We start from the raw sequence: 16,536 nt of genomic DNA on the forward strand, positions 1-16,536 counted from the left end.
TGCTGTTTTTCGGTTTTATTCGTTTGTTTCTTCTTTGTTATTTTCTTCGCCTTCTTTCTTTTCCTGATCTTCTTTTTTGACAGCGTATTTGTTCCAGATTTTGATTTTATCGTCTTCTTTTAATCCAGATTTTATTTCGATATTTTTTCCGTCAGAGATACCAACTTCTATGAATTTTTTCTCAAACTCTTGCTCGCCTTTTTCAATTTCTACATACGGTTTGTCATCATTCTTAGCATCAAATCGCAACAGCCCTTCGTCAATCACTAAGATATCTTCTTTTTTTCCAAGTTCAATCGTTGCATTCGCGCTATATCCTGCTCTGATGAAAAATTCATCGTCCAACGCTACATCTGCTTTTATTTTGAATTGCACCGTTCCGCTTTCTTCCACACCTTTTGGTGCTACGAAAGTAAGTGTTGCTGGAAAATCTTTATCTTCAATCGCGCCTAAATTTACGATAAGTTCAGAATTTGGCTTTAATTTTCCAACTTCAGCTTCGTCAACTTTCCCTTCAAAAATCATTTTTCCTAAATCTGCAATGGTAGCAATGGTAGTTCCTGCATTGAAATTATTACTTTCAATCACTTGATCACCTTCTTTGATAGGAATGATTAAAATCGTTCCTGAAACCGTTGCTCTAATGTTTGTATTTGCCGCAGAACCACCTACAGAACCTTTTTTGATGATTTGCAAATCGCTTTGTGCATTTCGCACGTCTTGTTTTGCCTGATTGTACGAAAGTTCTGAACGCTCAAATTCTTGACTCGAAATGATGCCTTTGTCAAAAAGCGTTTTGTTTCTATCGAATGCAATTTTTGCATTGTCTAACACAATTTGTGCATTTTTAATACGATTTCGAGCGCTGTTTAGCGATTGTTCGTTTGGTACTACTTTGATTCTCGCAATTAAATCTCCTGTTTGGATTTTGTCACCTTCTTCCACAAATATTTTTTCAATAATTCCTGAGATTTGCGGTTTTATTTCCACTTCATCTTCTGGGATTACCGTTCCCGCAGCGACGGTTTTTTCAATAATAGTTGTTTTAAAAGGTGTCGTAGTTTCAAAAGTTTCTACGTTCGTTTTATTGGTGTTTACAAAGTATGAACCTGCAAAAAAAGCAGCTACCAATAGTAATAGTATCAACAGGGTTTTTAAAACTTTTTTCATTATATGATTCTTAATTTAGTGTATGATTGATGTTGTTATTCTTCTCGTAAGGCTTCTATTGGTCGAATACTTACGGCGCGTTGCGCTGGTATGAGTCCAATGAGCGTTCCTAATATGACCATTATGGCAATGGCTAAACCGATGTATTCCAAACTTACCGTTGGATTGATGAATGGAAAATCCAATCCTTTGGTAAAGTTATTTAGTAATTTTAGTGACAATCCTCCAACGGTCATTCCTAAAAGTCCAGCAACCAGCGTTAAAAATACCGATTCTAAAATGATTTGTCCGCGAATTTCATTTGGTTTTGCGCCCAATGCACGTCGGATTCCGATTTCTTTGGTACGTTCTTTTACCGTGATTAATAATATATTTCCAATTGCGATAACGCCTGCTAAAATGGTGGCAATTCCCACAATAAGTGCTGTAAATTTGAGTCCTTTGACAAATCCTGTGATTTTACCAAACATTTCTCCAAAGTTTGCTGCTCCAAAGGCGCGTTCATCATTTGGATGCACGGTGTATCTTCTTTTAAGTAATTCTTTTGTTTTTTCTTCAATGGCAACAATGTCTTCTTCAGGATATCCTGCAATAACCATCCAACCGATTCTGTTTCCTGTATTGAATACTTTTTTAAACGTTGTAAACGGAATAAAGATAGAGTCGTCTCCTTCAAAGAAATCTGTATTGTTTCTTTTGTACACGCCGACTACTTGAAAATACACATTGTTGATTTTGATGTATTGTCCAACAGGATTTTCGTCTTTTTCAAAGAGTTCTCTTTCTACACGTTCTCCAATGACACATATTTTACGACTGTCTTTGATATCTTTTTGATTTAAGAAACGACCTTTGCGCAACTTCTTTTTCGACACATTGTCAATAATTGGATAATCGCCAAAAACCTTATAGTTTTCAGATTTCATATCGTTTACCACAAGTGGCGCAGCGCCTCCAAATAATCCTCTCGCATTTCGTGGTGCTACAAATTGCACGCCTTCTATTTGATTGGCAATTCGGTAGGTATCACTAATTTCAAGTTGAATGTTACGATTTCTGTTGTAACCGCCGTAGGGAATTCCCGTTTGTTGTCCCCAAAGAAAAATACTATTGGTAGCTAAATCTTTAAACGTTACATCAAAACCATTTTCCATTCCTTTGGCGGCTCCTTGCAATCCTACAAAGAGTAGAATTCCCCAAAAAACACCAATAATCGTAATTGCCGTTCGTAGTTTGTTTTTACGAATGGTTCCGAAAATTTCTTGCCAAGTATCTCTTGTAAATATAAATTTCATCGTTTCTTGGTGTTGTTTATTCGTCTCTTAATGCGACAATTGGTTTTACTTTTGCGGCGCGTCTTGCGGGAATGTATCCTGCAATGAGTCCAGATATTACTAAAATGATGGTAGCACCTATAATAGTTCCTTGACTTACATTCGGATTGGTGATAAACCAGTCTTTTAGTTTATCGCCCATAGAATTTAATATAAAGTTTCCGATGACCAAACCGATATACCCAAACAGTAATGTGATGACTACCGTTTCCTGCAATATCATTCCGATGACTGAACTAGGTTTGGCGCCTAATGCTTTGCGAATTCCGAGTTCTTTGGTACGTTCTTTTACAATGTACACCATGATATTACTAATTCCAATGACACCTGCTAGTAATGTTCCGATACCAATCACAATGACAATGATTTGCAACAGACTGGCAAACTGCAAGGTTTCTTCTAAGTCTTCTATTTTGTTGTTAATTCGAAGTGCACTTCTGTCGCTTGGCGCAATATTGTGTCGTTTTTTGAGTTCTTTTTCAATTTCTTTGGAAAGTTTTCGGGCTCCGTTAGCTCCGATACTCATGTCATACATCAAATTGATTTGATCTATTCGTTCCGTGTTTTTGTAAATGCGTTGTGTGGTACTTACAGGTGTATAAATGGTGCGTTCTTCTCGGTCGCCACTTCCTTCATCTTTAAAAACACCGATAACACGATACACGATTTTGTTCATGCTAAAGTATTCTCCAACAGCATCTTTATCGCCAAATAAGTCTTTTTCTACCAAACGCCCGATAACTGCCACACGCGCATCGGTACGTATATCATTTTGATTGATATAGCGTCCTTTGAATGTTTCTGTTTGTTCTAAATATTGATGCGATGGATGTACTGCACGCACATCGTAACTTCCGTATTCGTTTTTATATTTTGCCGAAACACCTTTAAATACACGTGCTGTGATATGTTCGAGTCGGTCTGCGAATTTTTCTTTTAAGAATTCTAGGTCTTCGTTTTCAAACTCAATGCGCCTGTTTTCCTTAAAGCCTTTGAAGGGTTTTGACGTACTTCTTGGGCTAATGAAAATGGTATTTTGTGCATCGTCTTGAAAGGATTCGTAAAAGGTGTTTTTGAGTCCATTTCCCATTCCGAAAAGAATCGTGAAAATCAAAATTCCAAGCGTCACAGTAAACCCTGCCAAGAGCGTTCTTAGCTTGTTTTTATTGATAGTTTGGAATATTTCTCGCCAACGATCTAAATCAAACATGTTCAGAAGCTCTTACTTGTTCTACAAATTTGTCTTGCTCTATCACACCGTCTTTTAACATCACAATACGTTTGGTCATGTGTGCAATGTCTTCTTCGTGTGTTACTACTAAAATTGTTTTTCCTTCGTCATTGATTCCTTGCAAAAAATCCATTACTTCGTATGAAGTTTTGGTATCTAATGCACCTGTTGGCTCATCGGCTAGTAATACTTTTGGCTCAGAAGCCAATGCACGTGCAATGGCTACACGTTGTTTTTGTCCACCAGAAAGCTCACTTGGTAAGTGATGCGCCCAATCCGCTAGTCCAACTTTTTCAAGATAGTAGAGTGCTTTTTCTTTTCGGATTTTTCGCGAAATACCTTGATAGTATAAAGGCAGCGCTACGTTTTCGGCAGCATCTTTATAATTAATCAGATTGAAAGATTGAAAGATGAAACCTAAGAATTTATTACGGTAGATTGCTGCTTTTTTTTCGCTTAAATTTTTAATTGGAACATTGTCGAGCACGTACGAACCTTTGTCGGCTTCGTCTAACATTCCGATAATATTTAGTAGGGTAGATTTCCCTGAACCAGAAGATCCCATGATGGAAACAAATTCTCCTTCTTTGATATCGAGATTGATTCCTTTGAGTACGTGAAGCGAGTTACTTCCCATACGATAGGATTTGTGAAGTTCCTTGATTTGAATCATAGATGGTTAGGTGTTTAGTCAACACAATATTACATATTTGCAGTTACAAGTGTTATTAATATTGTGTTAATCTTATTTTGATTGATTTCTATATAAGACTATCCAAACACGATTTCGTTACAAAAACCTATGATTTTTTTACCGCTTCTTTCTTATTAAGAAGTTTGTAGATGTAAAATATGGTGATTCCGACCAAAATGTAAGGAATTGCCATTAAATACACGATTCCGTTGTTGATTCCCTTAGCTTGTGATACATCTGCTTCCGATTCTAATACAGCTCTACACATGGCACATTGCGCATCTGACGGAAGTACAACAAGCAAGAATAATACAAATACTATGTAGTGTTTCTTTTTCATTAAGGAATAGCGTTTACAATTGCTACAGCTTTGTCGTAGTACGGCGAAATCATAAGATAGACTACAACGCCTGTTATCGCAACATATAACCAAATTGGAAAGGTGATTTTTGCTATTTTTTTGTGTTTGTCGAAACGTTTTGCCAAGGCTTTTACATAGGTGATTAACACCAGCGGAATAATCGCAATACTCAACACAATATGCGAAATCAGAATAAAGAAATACACACCACGCATAAACGCATCAGGATTTCCGTATTTAGTAGATTCTGAAGTCATGTGATACGCCACATACATCGCCAAGAATGCTACTGATAGTCCGATGCATATTTTCATCAACGTTTCGTGCAGCTTTATTTTTTTGTTTTTGATAGCAATGACTGCAGCAATTAATACTACTGCCGTAATTCCGTTTATCGTTGCATAAATTGGCGGTAAAAATGTCAACGGTTCTACACTTTCGAGTTTTACTCTAAACAAAATAGCGACTACTACAGGAATTGCTACAGATAGTGCAATAATCAGTTTTTTATATTTTTTTTCGATGTCGGTTGTTGCTTCCATAGTATGCACTATTTATTCTTCTTCTAGTAAATTTTTAATGTCTTGTTTGAGCATTTCTACTTCTTCAATATCGGTTCCTTGATAGTAGATTTTTGGATTTCCGTGCTTATCTCTTCGCGAACGTATGAAACCGTTTTTATCAATCAACGCAAAATATCCTTGATGTTCAAATCCGCCAGCCACCGCAGGATTGATTCCTGTAAAGATGTTAAACCCTGTATTGGAAAGTTTGTGAATTTCTTCCAAATCGCCTGTTAAAAAATGCCAGTTAAGTGATTTTACACCATATCGTTCTGCATATTCTTTTAAGACTTTTGGCGTATCTGTCTTAGGATCGATGGTGAATGACGCAATGGCAAAATCGTCGCGTCCGTGAAATTCTTCATCAAGTGTACGCATGTTGCTATTCATTACAGGACATATTGTTGGACAGGTAGTGAAGAAAAATTCCATCACAGTTACTTTTCCATTAAAATCTTGATTAGAGATTTCTAAACTATCTTGATTGATAAATAGAAAATCGGGCACTCTTCGTGCTTTTCCATCAATTTTAAGGTACATCAATTTGGTGTTTCGTTCTGCACCCACAATATTCATTCGGTCTTTTTCAACCGTTTCGCCTTTTTGCACTTTGTCAACGATTTTAGGAACGAAAATAATTCCAAAAACTAAGATGATTAGCGCAATTCCGATGTATGAATAGTTCTTTTTTTGCATGTTTTATTTTTTCAAGTCTTCCGTTCTTCTTTTGTCAGATTTCTCATTTTTTCCACCGCGATATTCTTTGAAAAGAATTCGAACGTCATCTGTCATTTTACCTGATAATTCAGAAATTAAGATTGTATTGTAGCCATACAGCATATATGGCGCTGCTTTTTCTTCAATTTCATCGTCTGTTCTATCGTCAATACGTCCACGCAGGTCTTTGTTTTTGTCAATGATATACACATATTCTGAACTCCCAAATTCGTCTAATGGCAATGGAGATTCTAGTCCGTCAAACACACGTTCTAGTTCATCTTTTTCAACAATGACAAAGTTCCAGTATTTTTGTTCGTCTGCAAAACGACTGATTTCTTGTTTCAGATTTTTAATTTCCTCCTCTTGTCCAGGCGTTACTAACATTACCAATTGAAAATGCTTGAATCCGCTGAAACGTTTGTATATTTTTTGATTGAGATTGAGAACGTTGATTTTTCTATCTTTTACTTTGCTTCCTAGAAAGCCAAGAATGGTAATTTTACCTTTAAATTGAATAGAATCTCTTCCTTCAAAAGAAGTGTAGTTGACCAATTCTGATACATTTTGTTTGATTATAGGAAGCTGACGATAGTTGTGATTGGTAAATAGAAGAATCAATACAATTGTGATGGGTAGTAAGAATAAAATTCCTAAGATGATTTTCTTTTTCATGAGTACGTTTGTATCGTTATTCTTCTTTTTAAAAAGTTTAGCAGCTTCATCGTCAAGCTTTTAAACTAATGAAAAGTGCTTTTTTTACAACTACAACTTTTCTACTGCAAAAATAAAAATCGGTTCGCGAATTACCGCGATAATCTTCCGTTTTTTTCGCTTTTCGGACTGTTTTTAGAAAAGAATTAACATTATTATTTGATGAATCTTAAAAAGACAAAATTCACCCAAAAACCATCAAAATTTTGAAAGTGAATCGCATAAAAAAAGACAGTAAAAAATTACTGTCTTTCGGTATATGTTTAAGGTGTCATTTTAGAAATTCCACTTGATAAATCCGTTTGCTTTTACGTCTTCAATATACGTTCCTTCTTGTAAAAGGATAAAGATTAAGTAGCAAATTAGGAATACTGCTGTCCAAACTACTGCTCTACGCAACGAGCTTTTTTCATCACGCAAGTGCATAAAGTCCCAAGCAATATAGTATGCTTTTACAATCGTTAAAACGATAAATACCCAGTTTAACAATTTCATTCCGATGAAGTAGTTATCAACTAAGATTGAAGGCTTTGCAATACCCAATCCAACTTCAACGATTGTTACAATAGATAAGAAGATTAAAACGCCCCAAATTTTTTGAACGTTTGACTTGAATTTAAGTCTTCCTCTAAATATGGCTAATTTGTGTTCCGTATGTCCGTGATCGTGTGCCATGATAATTATATAATTTCTTTGATATTTTTGATTAAACTAAGTAGAAGAATGTAAATACAAATACCCAAACTAAATCGACAAAGTGCCAATACAGTCCAACCTTCTCTACCATTTCATAGTTATTTTTTCTTCTGTCATACGTTCCTAAAAGGATATTTAAGAAGATAATGATGTTGATAACTACTCCAGAAAATACGTGGAATCCGTGGAATCCTGTAATAAAGAAGAAAAAGTCTCCAAACAATCTGTTTCCGTATTCGTTGTGAATAAGATTTGCTCCTTTTACGTATGTTACCGCATCTTTCAATGCTTTTTCAGATTCTGCACGTGTTAAAATTCCTTTGTGACCTTTGTGGTCTGCATTGATGTACATTTTCTCAAATCGCTCCGCTTTGGCTACATCTGCAGGATTTTCAGAAGCTTTTAAAGCTGCTACGTTTGGTATGATTTCCTGCGTACGAACCGCCAATGTAGAATGTTCATTAAATCCTGTAATTACGTCTTGTACAGAATACGTTGGCAATGCAGGTTCAGAAACATACCACAATCCGTTTTTACCTTCGTGTTGTACTCTTTCTTTATGAGAAGCTGTCGCAAAATCTTCCACTGATACACGATACATTTTATCGTCATCAGCTGTTGTTTTTGTATCTACAAACTGTAAAATTTGCCCACCTTCTGTTTCTAATGCTCCGTACGAACCTTGAATAAAGTTTGTCCACTCCCAAGCTTGTGAGCCTAAGAAGATTGCTCCTCCTATAATCGTTAAGAACATATAGAAAATTGTCTTCTTTCTATCGTTGTGGTGACCAGCATCTACTGCCAATACCATCGTTACCGACGACGCAATTAATATAAAGGTCATTAAGGCAACAAAATACATTGGGTTGTCTCCGTGTGTTCCAGGAAAGTGATTGTATACTTCATCGGCAATTGGCCACGAATCGATGAACTTAAATCTTGAAAATCCGTATGCTGCCAAGAATCCTGAGAATGTTAATGCATCTGACAAGATGAAGAACCACATCATCATTTTTCCGTAGCTTGCGCTTAGTGGCTTATTTCCGCCTCCCCAAACTTTACCTTCTGTGCCTGTATTTGAAACAGTAGCTTCCATAAAAAGTTTACATTTTTAAAAAATTGTTCAAATTTACGTTTTTTTCTTATCTTAAGAAATATAAAAATAAAAACAAGAAGACCCACAGTATATCTAGGAAATGCCAAAACATTGCACCTAGTTCTAAACCAAGCGTTTGCCCTTGTTTGTACTTTTGTTTAAAATGATTATAAATTACAACTAATAACACGATAATCCCTGCTGCCACGTGCAATAGATGCACTCCTGTGATAATATAAATGAAAGAGAAGGCAATGGTACTCGATTTACCTGTAAAATAATACTTATTCGCAATGATTTCGCTAAAGCCCACAAATTGAAAAATCACAAACGCAATTGCGAGTGCTAGCGTCAATAGCAAAAGGATTGTCGTAATTTCTCTATCGCCTTTTTGAATGAAGACTTTTGCAAAGTGAAACGTTACGCTGCTTAAAATAATGACAATCGTACTGTAAAAAAACGCTGTTGGCAGCACTAAATCGCTCAACCAATCTGGGCGTTCTTGACTCACAATATATGCACTGGTCAATCCTGCAAAGGTCATAAACATACTAATCATGGCGAACCACAACATCATTTTCCTTGATCTGTCCTTCTTCTCTTGAAATGTTCCCTGCGTTAAGTCCATATAATTTACTGTAAAAATTTATCTACTACAAATATAATTTGCATTAAGGTGATGTATCCGACACTTGCTAGCATCAAGGCTTTTGCTGATTTTTTATCCATGTTTTTATACAATCGGATTCCATAATATAACAATCCAATTCCTGATAGGAATACTAAAATTGCTGCTACAACCGACAATTGCAATTCTCCCGTCAATCCAGAAACTGGAAATATGGAAATTAAAATCAGCCAAACAGTGTACATAATGATTTGCAAGGCTGTTGCTTTGTTACGTTTGCCTGTTGGCAACATAAAGAACCCACCTTTTTCGTAATCTTCATATAAAAACCAACCTATTGCCCAAAAGTGTGGAAATTGCCAAAAGAATTGTATCATAAATAAAATTCCTGGCTCAATGCCAAATTTATTCGTAGCTGCAACCCAACCCAACATAAACGGAATGGCTCCTGGAAATGCGCCTACAAATACAGCTAAAGGCGTTTTGGTTTTTAAAGGCGTATACACACAGGTGTACAGAAAGATAGAAATCGCACCAAACATGGCAGTTCTTGGATTGATAACGTATAAAATCGCGATTCCCAATACGGTAAAAATTGCTGCAATGATAAACGCCGTAGTCACCGACATGCGACCTGACGGAATAGGCCTGTCTTTGGTTCTGTCCATCAAAGCATCCAAATCACGTTCTATGATTTGATTGAAGGCATTGGATGCTCCTACCATAAAATATCCACCTAAAGCGAGCAAACTCAATATCTTAAAACTGAAACCATCTGCACCGACTGCGAGTAAATATCCTGCTAACGAAGAGAAGACTACGCTGATGGCTAAACCAACCTTGGTAAGTTGTTTAAAATCTTCTAATAGGGAAGCAAATGCGTATGTTTTTTTGACTGTATTCAATGCCGTTTTCATCAACCTTTCTAAATTGCTGCAAAGATATAGTACAAATCATTTGTATGCAATGATTTTCAAAGGTTTTACATCTTTTATGAATTGTTATTGCTTTTGTATTTTTATCTTTGGAAAGGAAGCTCTTTTTGTAACGACTATTGCTTGCCGCTAATTCATTTTATTAGAATAGAAACCAACTAAAAAATCGCACCCATGAAATTTTTAAAAATCATTACGTTCATTGTTTTTTTCACAACTGTTTCTATAGGATTTGCACAAAAGAAAGAGGTGCAAATTAACGTTACGAAAGTTTCAGACCATATTTATATGCTGGTTGGACAAGGTGGAAATATCGCAATTTCTGTGGGAGAAGATGGTGTTTTTATGATTGATGACCAATTTGCACATTTGACGCCAAAAATTTTAGATGCCATCAAAAGTGTTACTAATCAACCTGTGGAATTTTTAATCAATACGCATTGGCATGGCGATCATACAGGCGGAAATGAAAATATGCAAAAAGAAGGCGCCATAATTGTAGCGCATGAAAATGTTCGCAAGCGTATGAGCATGGAGCAATTTAATAAAGAACGAGAAATTACCAAAGAAGCAGCTCCAAAAGAAGCATTGCCTGTTATTACCTTTTCTAAAGATGTTTCATTTTTTTTCAATAATGAGTCTATTTTTATTTTTCACGTTCACGAAGCGCACACAGACGGTGACGCAATGGTGTATTTTACAGAAAGTAATGTATTGCATACTGGCGATGCGTATTTTCAAGGAAAGTATCCGTATATCGATTTGAATTCTGGCGGAAGCGTTGAAGGATATATTGCCGCTATTAAAAAAGCATTATTGGTGATTAATGATGCTACTAAAATTATTCCTGGTCACCGAAATATGTCAAACAAGGCTGAGTTGCAATCGTACGTGAAAATGTTGGAGGAATTAAAAACCGCTGTTATTACTGAAATTAAAGCTGGGAAAACCGAAGAAGACGTGGCAAAAAACACAACGCTTACGAAAAAGTATGATGATTTAAACTATGGTGACTGGTTTATTTCGAGCGAAAGAATTCGAAGAACTTTTTACAAAAGCCTACAAAAAGTCCATTAAAACTCTATAATTTATAATGATAACGCCCGCAATGGCAAACAAAGCACAACCGATAATAAATACTGGGTATTCTTTTACGATGTAAATCGATTTTCTGTGTCGTTTGTAGGTTGCTAAATCAAGAGATTTGTATCCTAAATAGATAAATGGTAATGCAAGAAGAAGGATGAATAATGGCTTAATCATTCGAAATATAGGTTTGGGCAGTACAGAACTTTTACATTCTGTTAGGTTAATTTATTCGAGGCTTTAACAAATTTAAAGAAAATTTCTGAAAAGAAAAGTTAAAAATCGAAATACCAATTAAAAATATCGGTGCGGATTCCAAAATTAAACCACGTGGTGTTTTCTTCAAAATCAACTGCCGTATTTGCTTCAGGATTGAAACTTCTATACGTAATATTGGCAAATATTTTTAAATTGGTTTTCGGATTGATGATGTAACCCACATTCAAATCGCCAATCAATACATTGGTTTTGTTTCCTTGCAATAATTCGATGCCTGTATCGCCTACTCTATTGTCGTTATCTATAAAAATATTCCCTCCGTAACTCGCATTGTCAATAGCTGGATCAAAGTCCAATCCGCGCTGCCCAAAGATGAGTTTCGCACTTCCAAACCAACGTTTGTGATTGTAGCGTGCAATTCCAATAACTTCACGAAAATTTGCGCCCCATAAATGTGCTAGCGATTGATTGTTATGTCCGTAATTGGTTGCCACTTCGTTATGCGAATACGTGTACGGTCGCACTTGATTATATTCAAATTGCAGCAATAAATTAGCTACTTTAAACGCGTTGTAATATTTTGCACCAAGCTGAAACCCGAATTTATTTTTCCAACTTTGATTGCCTTCTCGGATGTCGTTCAGTGAAAATTCATCTAAAATAAATTGTCCGTAGAAATTCACGTTGTCATTCCATTTGTATTTTGAACTCAGTCCAACCAACGCATTTCCTGCGCGTGAACCTGTTGAAAATTCTATCGCACGATAAAAAATAACAGGATTTACATAATTGATATCAAAGCCGCGATTGTTGTCATTTTTCCAAATTACCGATTCAAAAAAGCCAAGATTTAATTTCTTGGAAACATTCCAACTTAAATAATGATTGGCAATGTATTTTGTTAAAAAAGCACCATCTTCCGTGACTTCCGGACGCACATCGCGCAGCCACATCCAAGTGTTTGTATATTTGATTTTCCAGAAAGAAGTGTTTAATTTTAAGAATGGATACGGACTTACCACGTCACTTACAAACAATGAACGATATCCATCACCAATAAAGTTTCTGCTGTGTCCAAATTGCACATTGAAGGTTTTGTTGGGCGAATAGGAAATATACCCTTCTGCCACAGGATAATCGTACGAATCGGTTTTGAATTCTTTGGCAATTCCACGCGCAGGAATGATAGCCGGATTTCCGCCTGCAGGACGAATACTTTCTGCATATCTGTTAAAATAATCTGCAAATCGTCCTTGACTTTCAAATACTGTCGCTGAAAAATTAAATCCTTTTCCTAATCCACCTTGCACTTGCAATCCTCTGGTGTTGTTGTATGTGTAATCGACTTCGCTATTGGTATTTTTCCCTAGTTGTAAATCGAGAATCGGATCTACCGTAAACCAATAGTTTTTTCCTTTGACAGTAACCAAATGTTCGTTCCAAAGCTTTCGTCCCAACCAAGAAGAAGCGTCTTTTTTAAGTGCTGCCTGTTGGTTATTCAAGTCGTAATAGTTTGAAACAGTAGTGTACAAAAATGGCTTTGACGCAGTGTGACTATTGGTTCCTACCAAATTGATTTGACGGTCAAAATACGAATACATATCGTGTGAAAACGGAATGTTTAAGTTACTTGCATACAAATCATCTTCATAGATTTGCAACTCGTTATTTACTTGGTCAAACTCCGTTTTTGCGGCAGCTTCTAGCTCATTTTCTTTTTCTTCAAGCGTTTCAGGTTTTTCAATAGATTCCACGCTTCCTAACGGAATTTCTAACTTCATCGTAAACTGTACATACGCAGGTTTTCCACTGTAGGTTGATGGTTGTACTGTTGGCAATTGACCAAATACGCGTTTTATTTCTGTTTTTAATTCTTCATATACTGCATCTACATACAATACTTTGAATTTTCCTTCTTTCGTGACTTCAAACAATACTACCAATTCGCCTTGATAGTTTTCTTTGGCAATAATTGCTGGTTCTTTAAAGTTATTAGTAACAAAAGTACGTAGTGTGGTATTGAAGCAATTTTCAAGATCGTCAATAGCTACATTTTCACATTCCGCAAATACAGGGTATTTTTCAAAATTGGACGTAGAGGTTTGTCCTAAAGCTGTTTGAAATAGTAAAAATATAAGTAGATATAGAGACGTATGGACTCGCTTCATGTTTGAGGATTTATGAAGCCGAAAGATACTATATTTTCGCAAAAATCAATTCATTCTGCGTTGTTTATGATGAGAGATTGGCAAAAAATGACCTTGCTTTTAACAGTTATCGAATTAATTTTCGTTGTTTTTTTACTCTTTTTTTTCAAGAGAAATCACTTTTTAACCTAAAAAAGCGACAAATTAAACGATAAAAACCATTAATTACACATAATCAAAGTGCTATCAATTACTTTTTCGTACTTTTGTGGTATACTTTCTGATTAAATGACCTTTGTAAGTCTTGGTAACATTTACAAAAGGCTTTAAGTTGACATTTTTCATAATAATCGGTTTTAATGTTAATGTAATGATATGTCACAGAAAGTATACCTAAAAAACCGAGTGAATAACTCGGTTTTCCTTTTTTAAATAGTTGCTTAATTCACCTTAAAGAGAATTGGCAACGTGTACTTCACTTTTACTGACTCATTTCGTTGCTTTCCTGGTTGCATTTTAGGAAGTAATTTTACCACGCGCTCCGCTTCTTTTTCAAGTTTTGGATGTACAGCTCGCGATTGAATTCCTGTTACATTTCCATGTTCGTCAATTACAAATAAAACATTGATTCGTTGTACACCTTCGTCTAAGTTTAAATCATCAGCAATACCCGTATTGAACTTTCTATTGATGAGTTTTTGAACTTTTTCAGACATACATTTTTTACGTTCAACTTTACTTTTGAATTTTTCGCAACCTGGATAAATTGGTGCATCTTCAATAAGCGAAAAAGGAACTTCCTCAATTTTTTCTTCGTCATCTACGTATTCTACCGCATTTGGATCAAAATCTTTGTTGGTTTCAACAGGATCTTTAGACGTTTTTAAAACAGTTTCTTGTAGTATTTTTGTCTTATCGTCAACTTCTTTTACCTCATCGTAAATAATTTGTGATTCTACCTTTGGTTCAGGTTTTGGCTCTTCTACTTTGATGATTTCTTCTTGAAATATTGGAACGTATTCCATGTTATCATCCAAGATATCATCTTCAATTTTTACCATTTCTGGCGCAGCTTCAACGGTTTCAATTTGAAAGAGTGTGTACACAATAAATAAACTCAGCATGAGGCTTACTGAGAAACGTAGTAATGGACTTCTTTCGATTTTTAAATCGTTCTTTTTAGCAAGGTGACTTTCGTGTACACCGTTTGCATTCAAATCGTTGTTGTGATTTGCTTTTTTCATATTAATCGGTTTTAATGTTAATGTTGTGTTAACATCAAGAAGCATACCAAAAAGAAAAAGCCCGAGCAAAATGCTCGAGCTTTTCAATATATTTTATAAAGTTTTCTAACTTACTGTACTTTGAAAACAATTGGAAGCGTATAGTTTACACCTACTGGCTTTCCTCTTTGCTTACCAGGCTTCATTTGCGGAAGACTCTTAATTACTTTTTCAGCTTCTTGAGCCAATCTTGGATGCGGCGCTCTTGAACGCACATCAGTAATTTTTCCATTTCTGTCAATTTTGAAGACTACAAATATTTTTTGCACACCTTCCAAATCTAAATCACCTGCTAACTCTGTATTAAATTTTTTGTTAACGTGTTTTTGTACTTGGTCAGACATACACTTTTTACGCTCAGCCTTGCTCTTATATTTTTCACAACCTGGGTAAATAGGTGCATCTTCAATTACTGCAAACGGTACGTCTTCAATAATTTCTTCTTCTTCAACTACCTCAACTTCTTCTACTTCTTCGATAACTTCGTCTTCCGTAGTTTCTGTTGATTCAATTACAGTTTCTTCCACTTCTTCCTCATCTTCCACAACTTCAATTACTTCCGGAGCTGGTGGCGGTGGCGGTGGTGGTGGTTGTTGCAATTGCTCAGTGATTACCATTTCTTCTTCAGTGTCTTCAATCACCTCAGCAGTTTCCTTTTTTTCAACTTTGTCGTAAGCTGTCCATTCCATTCCTTGCCAAATAAGAAATGTAACTAATGCCAAACCTAAGGATAGATAAAATAGACTATTTTTTCTTAAGTCAACATCTGGATTCTTTTTTGCTTCCATAATAATATAGTTTTAATGGTTGCTAATTTAATTATTTATTAGCAGAAAAAACAATTAATTCTGCGTTTTTAACGTTGTTTTGTTTGCAATAAACCATTTTATAGTGAATACTGCAAGTATTATACCAATTGTATTTGCTAAAGCATCTTGCCAATCGCCTTGTCGGTTGGTAACCAGCGTTTCCTGTAGTATTTCTATGATAATTCCATACACAAAAGCCAAAATTGCACTTGCTTTGATGGCGTTTTTTTGTAAACTATCACGCGTAATCCCTTTAGAAAAAGCAAAAAACCAAACAATGGTCACTAAAAAATAGATAATTCCGTGCATCAGCTTGTCAGCATATGAAAAATGCAATGCCTGCGGTCCTTTTAATTCTACCAAACTAAGAATGGTAATGACAATTGTCCAAGCAACGGCTGCTGCAGAAAACATATATTTATGCACCTACAAGCTCTTTATATGCTTCATGATCTAACAAATCATCGATTTCTGAAGCATCTTTGATAGCAATTTTAATCATCCAGCCTTCTCCATACGGATCTTTGTTTACCAATTCTGGATCGTCTTCCAAAGTTTCATTGAACTCAATTACTTCTCCAGATAAAGGCATAAATAAGTCTGATACCGTTTTTACCGCTTCTACCGTTCCAAAAACCTCGTCTTTGTCAACTTCATCGTCTAACGTATCCACATCAACATATACGATATCGCCCAATTCGCCTTGCGCAAAATCTGTAATTCCAACCGTTGCCGTATCACCATCAATCTTCACCCACTCGTGGTCTTTGGTATATTTTAAGTCTGCTGGTATGTTCATTTTTTTTTGAGTTATTTAGTGTTATATGTGAGCAAAAATACTTTTTTCTAGTTA

General features: G+C 35.7%; 19 protein-coding genes. 1 reads left to right on the top strand and 18 read right to left on the bottom strand.

Translation table 11 applies throughout. The annotated features are described in order from the left end of the window. Positions 1-15: 15 nt before the first annotated feature. From C8N46_RS02120 to cyoE, 12 genes are all read right to left on the bottom strand, one after another. Positions 16-1,170, bottom strand: a complete 1,155-nt coding sequence (locus C8N46_RS02120; protein ID WP_108113195.1) for an efflux RND transporter periplasmic adaptor subunit — start codon at positions 1,168-1,170, stop codon at positions 16-18. 35 nt (positions 1,171-1,205) lie between these two features. After that, positions 1,206-2,465: an ABC transporter permease gene (locus C8N46_RS02125; protein ID WP_108113196.1), complete on the bottom strand. Its 1,260-nt coding sequence runs from the start codon at positions 2,463-2,465 to the stop codon at positions 1,206-1,208. A 16-nt stretch (positions 2,466-2,481) separates the two neighbouring features. Continuing rightward, complete coding sequence (locus C8N46_RS02130; RefSeq protein ID WP_108113197.1) at positions 2,482-3,714, bottom strand: ABC transporter permease; 1,233 nt, start codon at positions 3,712-3,714, stop codon at positions 2,482-2,484. Next, complete coding sequence (locus C8N46_RS02135; RefSeq protein ID WP_108113198.1) at positions 3,707-4,408, bottom strand: ABC transporter ATP-binding protein; 702 nt, start codon at positions 4,406-4,408, stop codon at positions 3,707-3,709. The genes C8N46_RS02130 and C8N46_RS02135 overlap by 8 nt, the downstream gene beginning before the upstream one ends. 127 nt (positions 4,409-4,535) lie before the next feature. Beyond that, complete coding sequence (locus C8N46_RS02140; RefSeq protein WP_108113199.1) at positions 4,536-4,769, bottom strand: hypothetical protein; 234 nt, start codon at positions 4,767-4,769, stop codon at positions 4,536-4,538. After that, on the bottom strand, positions 4,769-5,332 hold the full coding sequence (locus C8N46_RS02145) for a DUF420 domain-containing protein (protein ID WP_108113200.1): 564 nt from the start codon (positions 5,330-5,332) through the stop codon (positions 4,769-4,771). The genes C8N46_RS02140 and C8N46_RS02145 overlap by 1 nt, the downstream gene beginning before the upstream one ends. 12 nt (positions 5,333-5,344) lie before the next feature. Beyond that, positions 5,345-6,049 carry an SCO family protein gene (locus C8N46_RS02150; RefSeq protein WP_108113201.1) on the bottom strand — a complete coding sequence of 235 codons (705 nt, stop codon included), beginning with the start codon at positions 6,047-6,049 and terminating at the stop codon, positions 5,345-5,347. 3 nt (positions 6,050-6,052) lie between these two features. Further along, positions 6,053-6,745: a hypothetical protein gene (locus tag C8N46_RS02155; RefSeq protein WP_108113202.1), complete on the bottom strand. Its 693-nt coding sequence runs from the start codon at positions 6,743-6,745 to the stop codon at positions 6,053-6,055. A gap of 315 nt (positions 6,746-7,060) precedes the next feature. After that, positions 7,061-7,459 carry a cytochrome C oxidase subunit IV family protein gene (locus C8N46_RS02160; RefSeq protein ID WP_108113203.1) on the bottom strand — a complete coding sequence of 133 codons (399 nt, stop codon included), beginning with the start codon at positions 7,457-7,459 and terminating at the stop codon, positions 7,061-7,063. Positions 7,460-7,490: 31 nt separating this feature from the next. Beyond that, positions 7,491-8,576: a cytochrome c oxidase subunit 3 gene (locus C8N46_RS02165; protein ID WP_108113204.1), complete on the bottom strand. Its 1,086-nt coding sequence runs from the start codon at positions 8,574-8,576 to the stop codon at positions 7,491-7,493. 46 nt (positions 8,577-8,622) lie between these two features. Next, positions 8,623-9,204, bottom strand: a complete 582-nt coding sequence (locus C8N46_RS02170) for a cytochrome c oxidase subunit 3 (RefSeq protein ID WP_108113205.1) — start codon at positions 9,202-9,204, stop codon at positions 8,623-8,625. Between the two features lie 5 nt (positions 9,205-9,209). Next, positions 9,210-10,121, bottom strand: coding sequence for a heme o synthase (gene cyoE, locus C8N46_RS02175; RefSeq protein WP_108113206.1), 912 nt, complete (start codon positions 10,119-10,121; stop codon positions 9,210-9,212). A gap of 192 nt (positions 10,122-10,313) precedes the next feature. On the opposite strand from cyoE, the gene C8N46_RS02180 reads away from it, so the two are divergent. Next, entirely contained in the window at positions 10,314-11,216 is a 903-nt protein-coding gene (locus C8N46_RS02180; protein WP_108113207.1) for an MBL fold metallo-hydrolase, read from the top strand. Here the strand turns inward: C8N46_RS02180 and C8N46_RS20110 are convergent. The 6 genes from C8N46_RS20110 to gcvH form a co-directional block, all read right to left on the bottom strand. Next, positions 11,199-11,402, bottom strand: coding sequence for a hypothetical protein (locus C8N46_RS20110; RefSeq protein ID WP_146169699.1), 204 nt, complete (start codon positions 11,400-11,402; stop codon positions 11,199-11,201). The genes C8N46_RS02180 and C8N46_RS20110 overlap by 18 nt on opposite strands. Before the next feature lie 98 nt (positions 11,403-11,500). After that, entirely contained in the window at positions 11,501-13,612 is a 2,112-nt protein-coding gene (locus C8N46_RS02185) for a gliding motility protein RemB (RefSeq protein WP_108113208.1), read from the bottom strand. A gap of 419 nt (positions 13,613-14,031) precedes the next feature. Next, positions 14,032-14,835, bottom strand: a complete 804-nt coding sequence (locus C8N46_RS02190) for an energy transducer TonB (RefSeq protein WP_158269056.1) — start codon at positions 14,833-14,835, stop codon at positions 14,032-14,034. Positions 14,836-14,945: 110 nt separating this feature from the next. Continuing rightward, complete coding sequence (locus tag C8N46_RS02195; protein WP_108113210.1) at positions 14,946-15,662, bottom strand: energy transducer TonB; 717 nt, start codon at positions 15,660-15,662, stop codon at positions 14,946-14,948. A 54-nt stretch (positions 15,663-15,716) separates the two neighbouring features. After that, a complete protein-coding gene (locus C8N46_RS02200) occupies positions 15,717-16,097 on the bottom strand; it encodes a VanZ family protein (protein ID WP_108113211.1) in 381 nt (126 codons plus the stop codon). A gap of 4 nt (positions 16,098-16,101) precedes the next feature. After that, complete coding sequence (gene gcvH / locus C8N46_RS02205) at positions 16,102-16,482, bottom strand: glycine cleavage system protein GcvH (RefSeq protein WP_108113212.1); 381 nt, start codon at positions 16,480-16,482, stop codon at positions 16,102-16,104. Between the last annotated feature and the right edge of the window lie 54 nt (positions 16,483-16,536).

Origin of the sequence: Kordia periserrulae, from assembly GCF_003054265.1 — a bacterium.
GTDB lineage: Bacteria > Bacteroidota > Bacteroidia > Flavobacteriales > Flavobacteriaceae > Kordia > Kordia periserrulae.

Coding starts and splice junctions, on each gene's coding strand:
- C8N46_RS02120 (WP_108113195.1), bottom strand. CDS start 1,170: ATGAAAAAAGTTTTAAAAACCCTGTTGATACTATTACTATTGGTAGCT.
- C8N46_RS02125 (WP_108113196.1), bottom strand. CDS start 2,465: ATGAAATTTATATTTACAAGAGATACTTGGCAAGAAATTTTCGGAACC.
- C8N46_RS02130 (WP_108113197.1), bottom strand. CDS start 3,714: ATGTTTGATTTAGATCGTTGGCGAGAAATATTCCAAACTATCAATAAA.
- C8N46_RS02135 (WP_108113198.1), bottom strand. CDS start 4,408: ATGATTCAAATCAAGGAACTTCACAAATCCTATCGTATGGGAAGTAAC.
- C8N46_RS02140 (WP_108113199.1), bottom strand. CDS start 4,769: ATGAAAAAGAAACACTACATAGTATTTGTATTATTCTTGCTTGTTGTA.
- C8N46_RS02145 (WP_108113200.1), bottom strand. CDS start 5,332: ATGGAAGCAACAACCGACATCGAAAAAAAATATAAAAAACTGATTATT.
- C8N46_RS02150 (WP_108113201.1), bottom strand. CDS start 6,049: ATGCAAAAAAAGAACTATTCATACATCGGAATTGCGCTAATCATCTTA.
- C8N46_RS02155 (WP_108113202.1), bottom strand. CDS start 6,745: ATGAAAAAGAAAATCATCTTAGGAATTTTATTCTTACTACCCATCACA.
- C8N46_RS02160 (WP_108113203.1), bottom strand. CDS start 7,459: ATGGCACACGATCACGGACATACGGAACACAAATTAGCCATATTTAGA.
- C8N46_RS02165 (WP_108113204.1), bottom strand. CDS start 8,576: ATGGAAGCTACTGTTTCAAATACAGGCACAGAAGGTAAAGTTTGGGGA.
- C8N46_RS02170 (WP_108113205.1), bottom strand. CDS start 9,204: ATGGACTTAACGCAGGGAACATTTCAAGAGAAGAAGGACAGATCAAGG.
- cyoE (WP_108113206.1), bottom strand. CDS start 10,121: ATGAAAACGGCATTGAATACAGTCAAAAAAACATACGCATTTGCTTCC.
- C8N46_RS02180 (WP_108113207.1), top strand. CDS start 10,314: ATGAAATTTTTAAAAATCATTACGTTCATTGTTTTTTTCACAACTGTT.
- C8N46_RS20110 (WP_146169699.1), bottom strand. CDS start 11,402: ATGATTAAGCCATTATTCATCCTTCTTCTTGCATTACCATTTATCTAT.
- C8N46_RS02185 (WP_108113208.1), bottom strand. CDS start 13,612: ATGAAGCGAGTCCATACGTCTCTATATCTACTTATATTTTTACTATTT.
- C8N46_RS02190 (WP_158269056.1), bottom strand. CDS start 14,835: ATGAAAAAAGCAAATCACAACAACGATTTGAATGCAAACGGTGTACAC.
- C8N46_RS02195 (WP_108113210.1), bottom strand. CDS start 15,662: ATGGAAGCAAAAAAGAATCCAGATGTTGACTTAAGAAAAAATAGTCTA.
- C8N46_RS02200 (WP_108113211.1), bottom strand. CDS start 16,097: ATGTTTTCTGCAGCAGCCGTTGCTTGGACAATTGTCATTACCATTCTT.
- gcvH (WP_108113212.1), bottom strand. CDS start 16,482: ATGAACATACCAGCAGACTTAAAATATACCAAAGACCACGAGTGGGTG.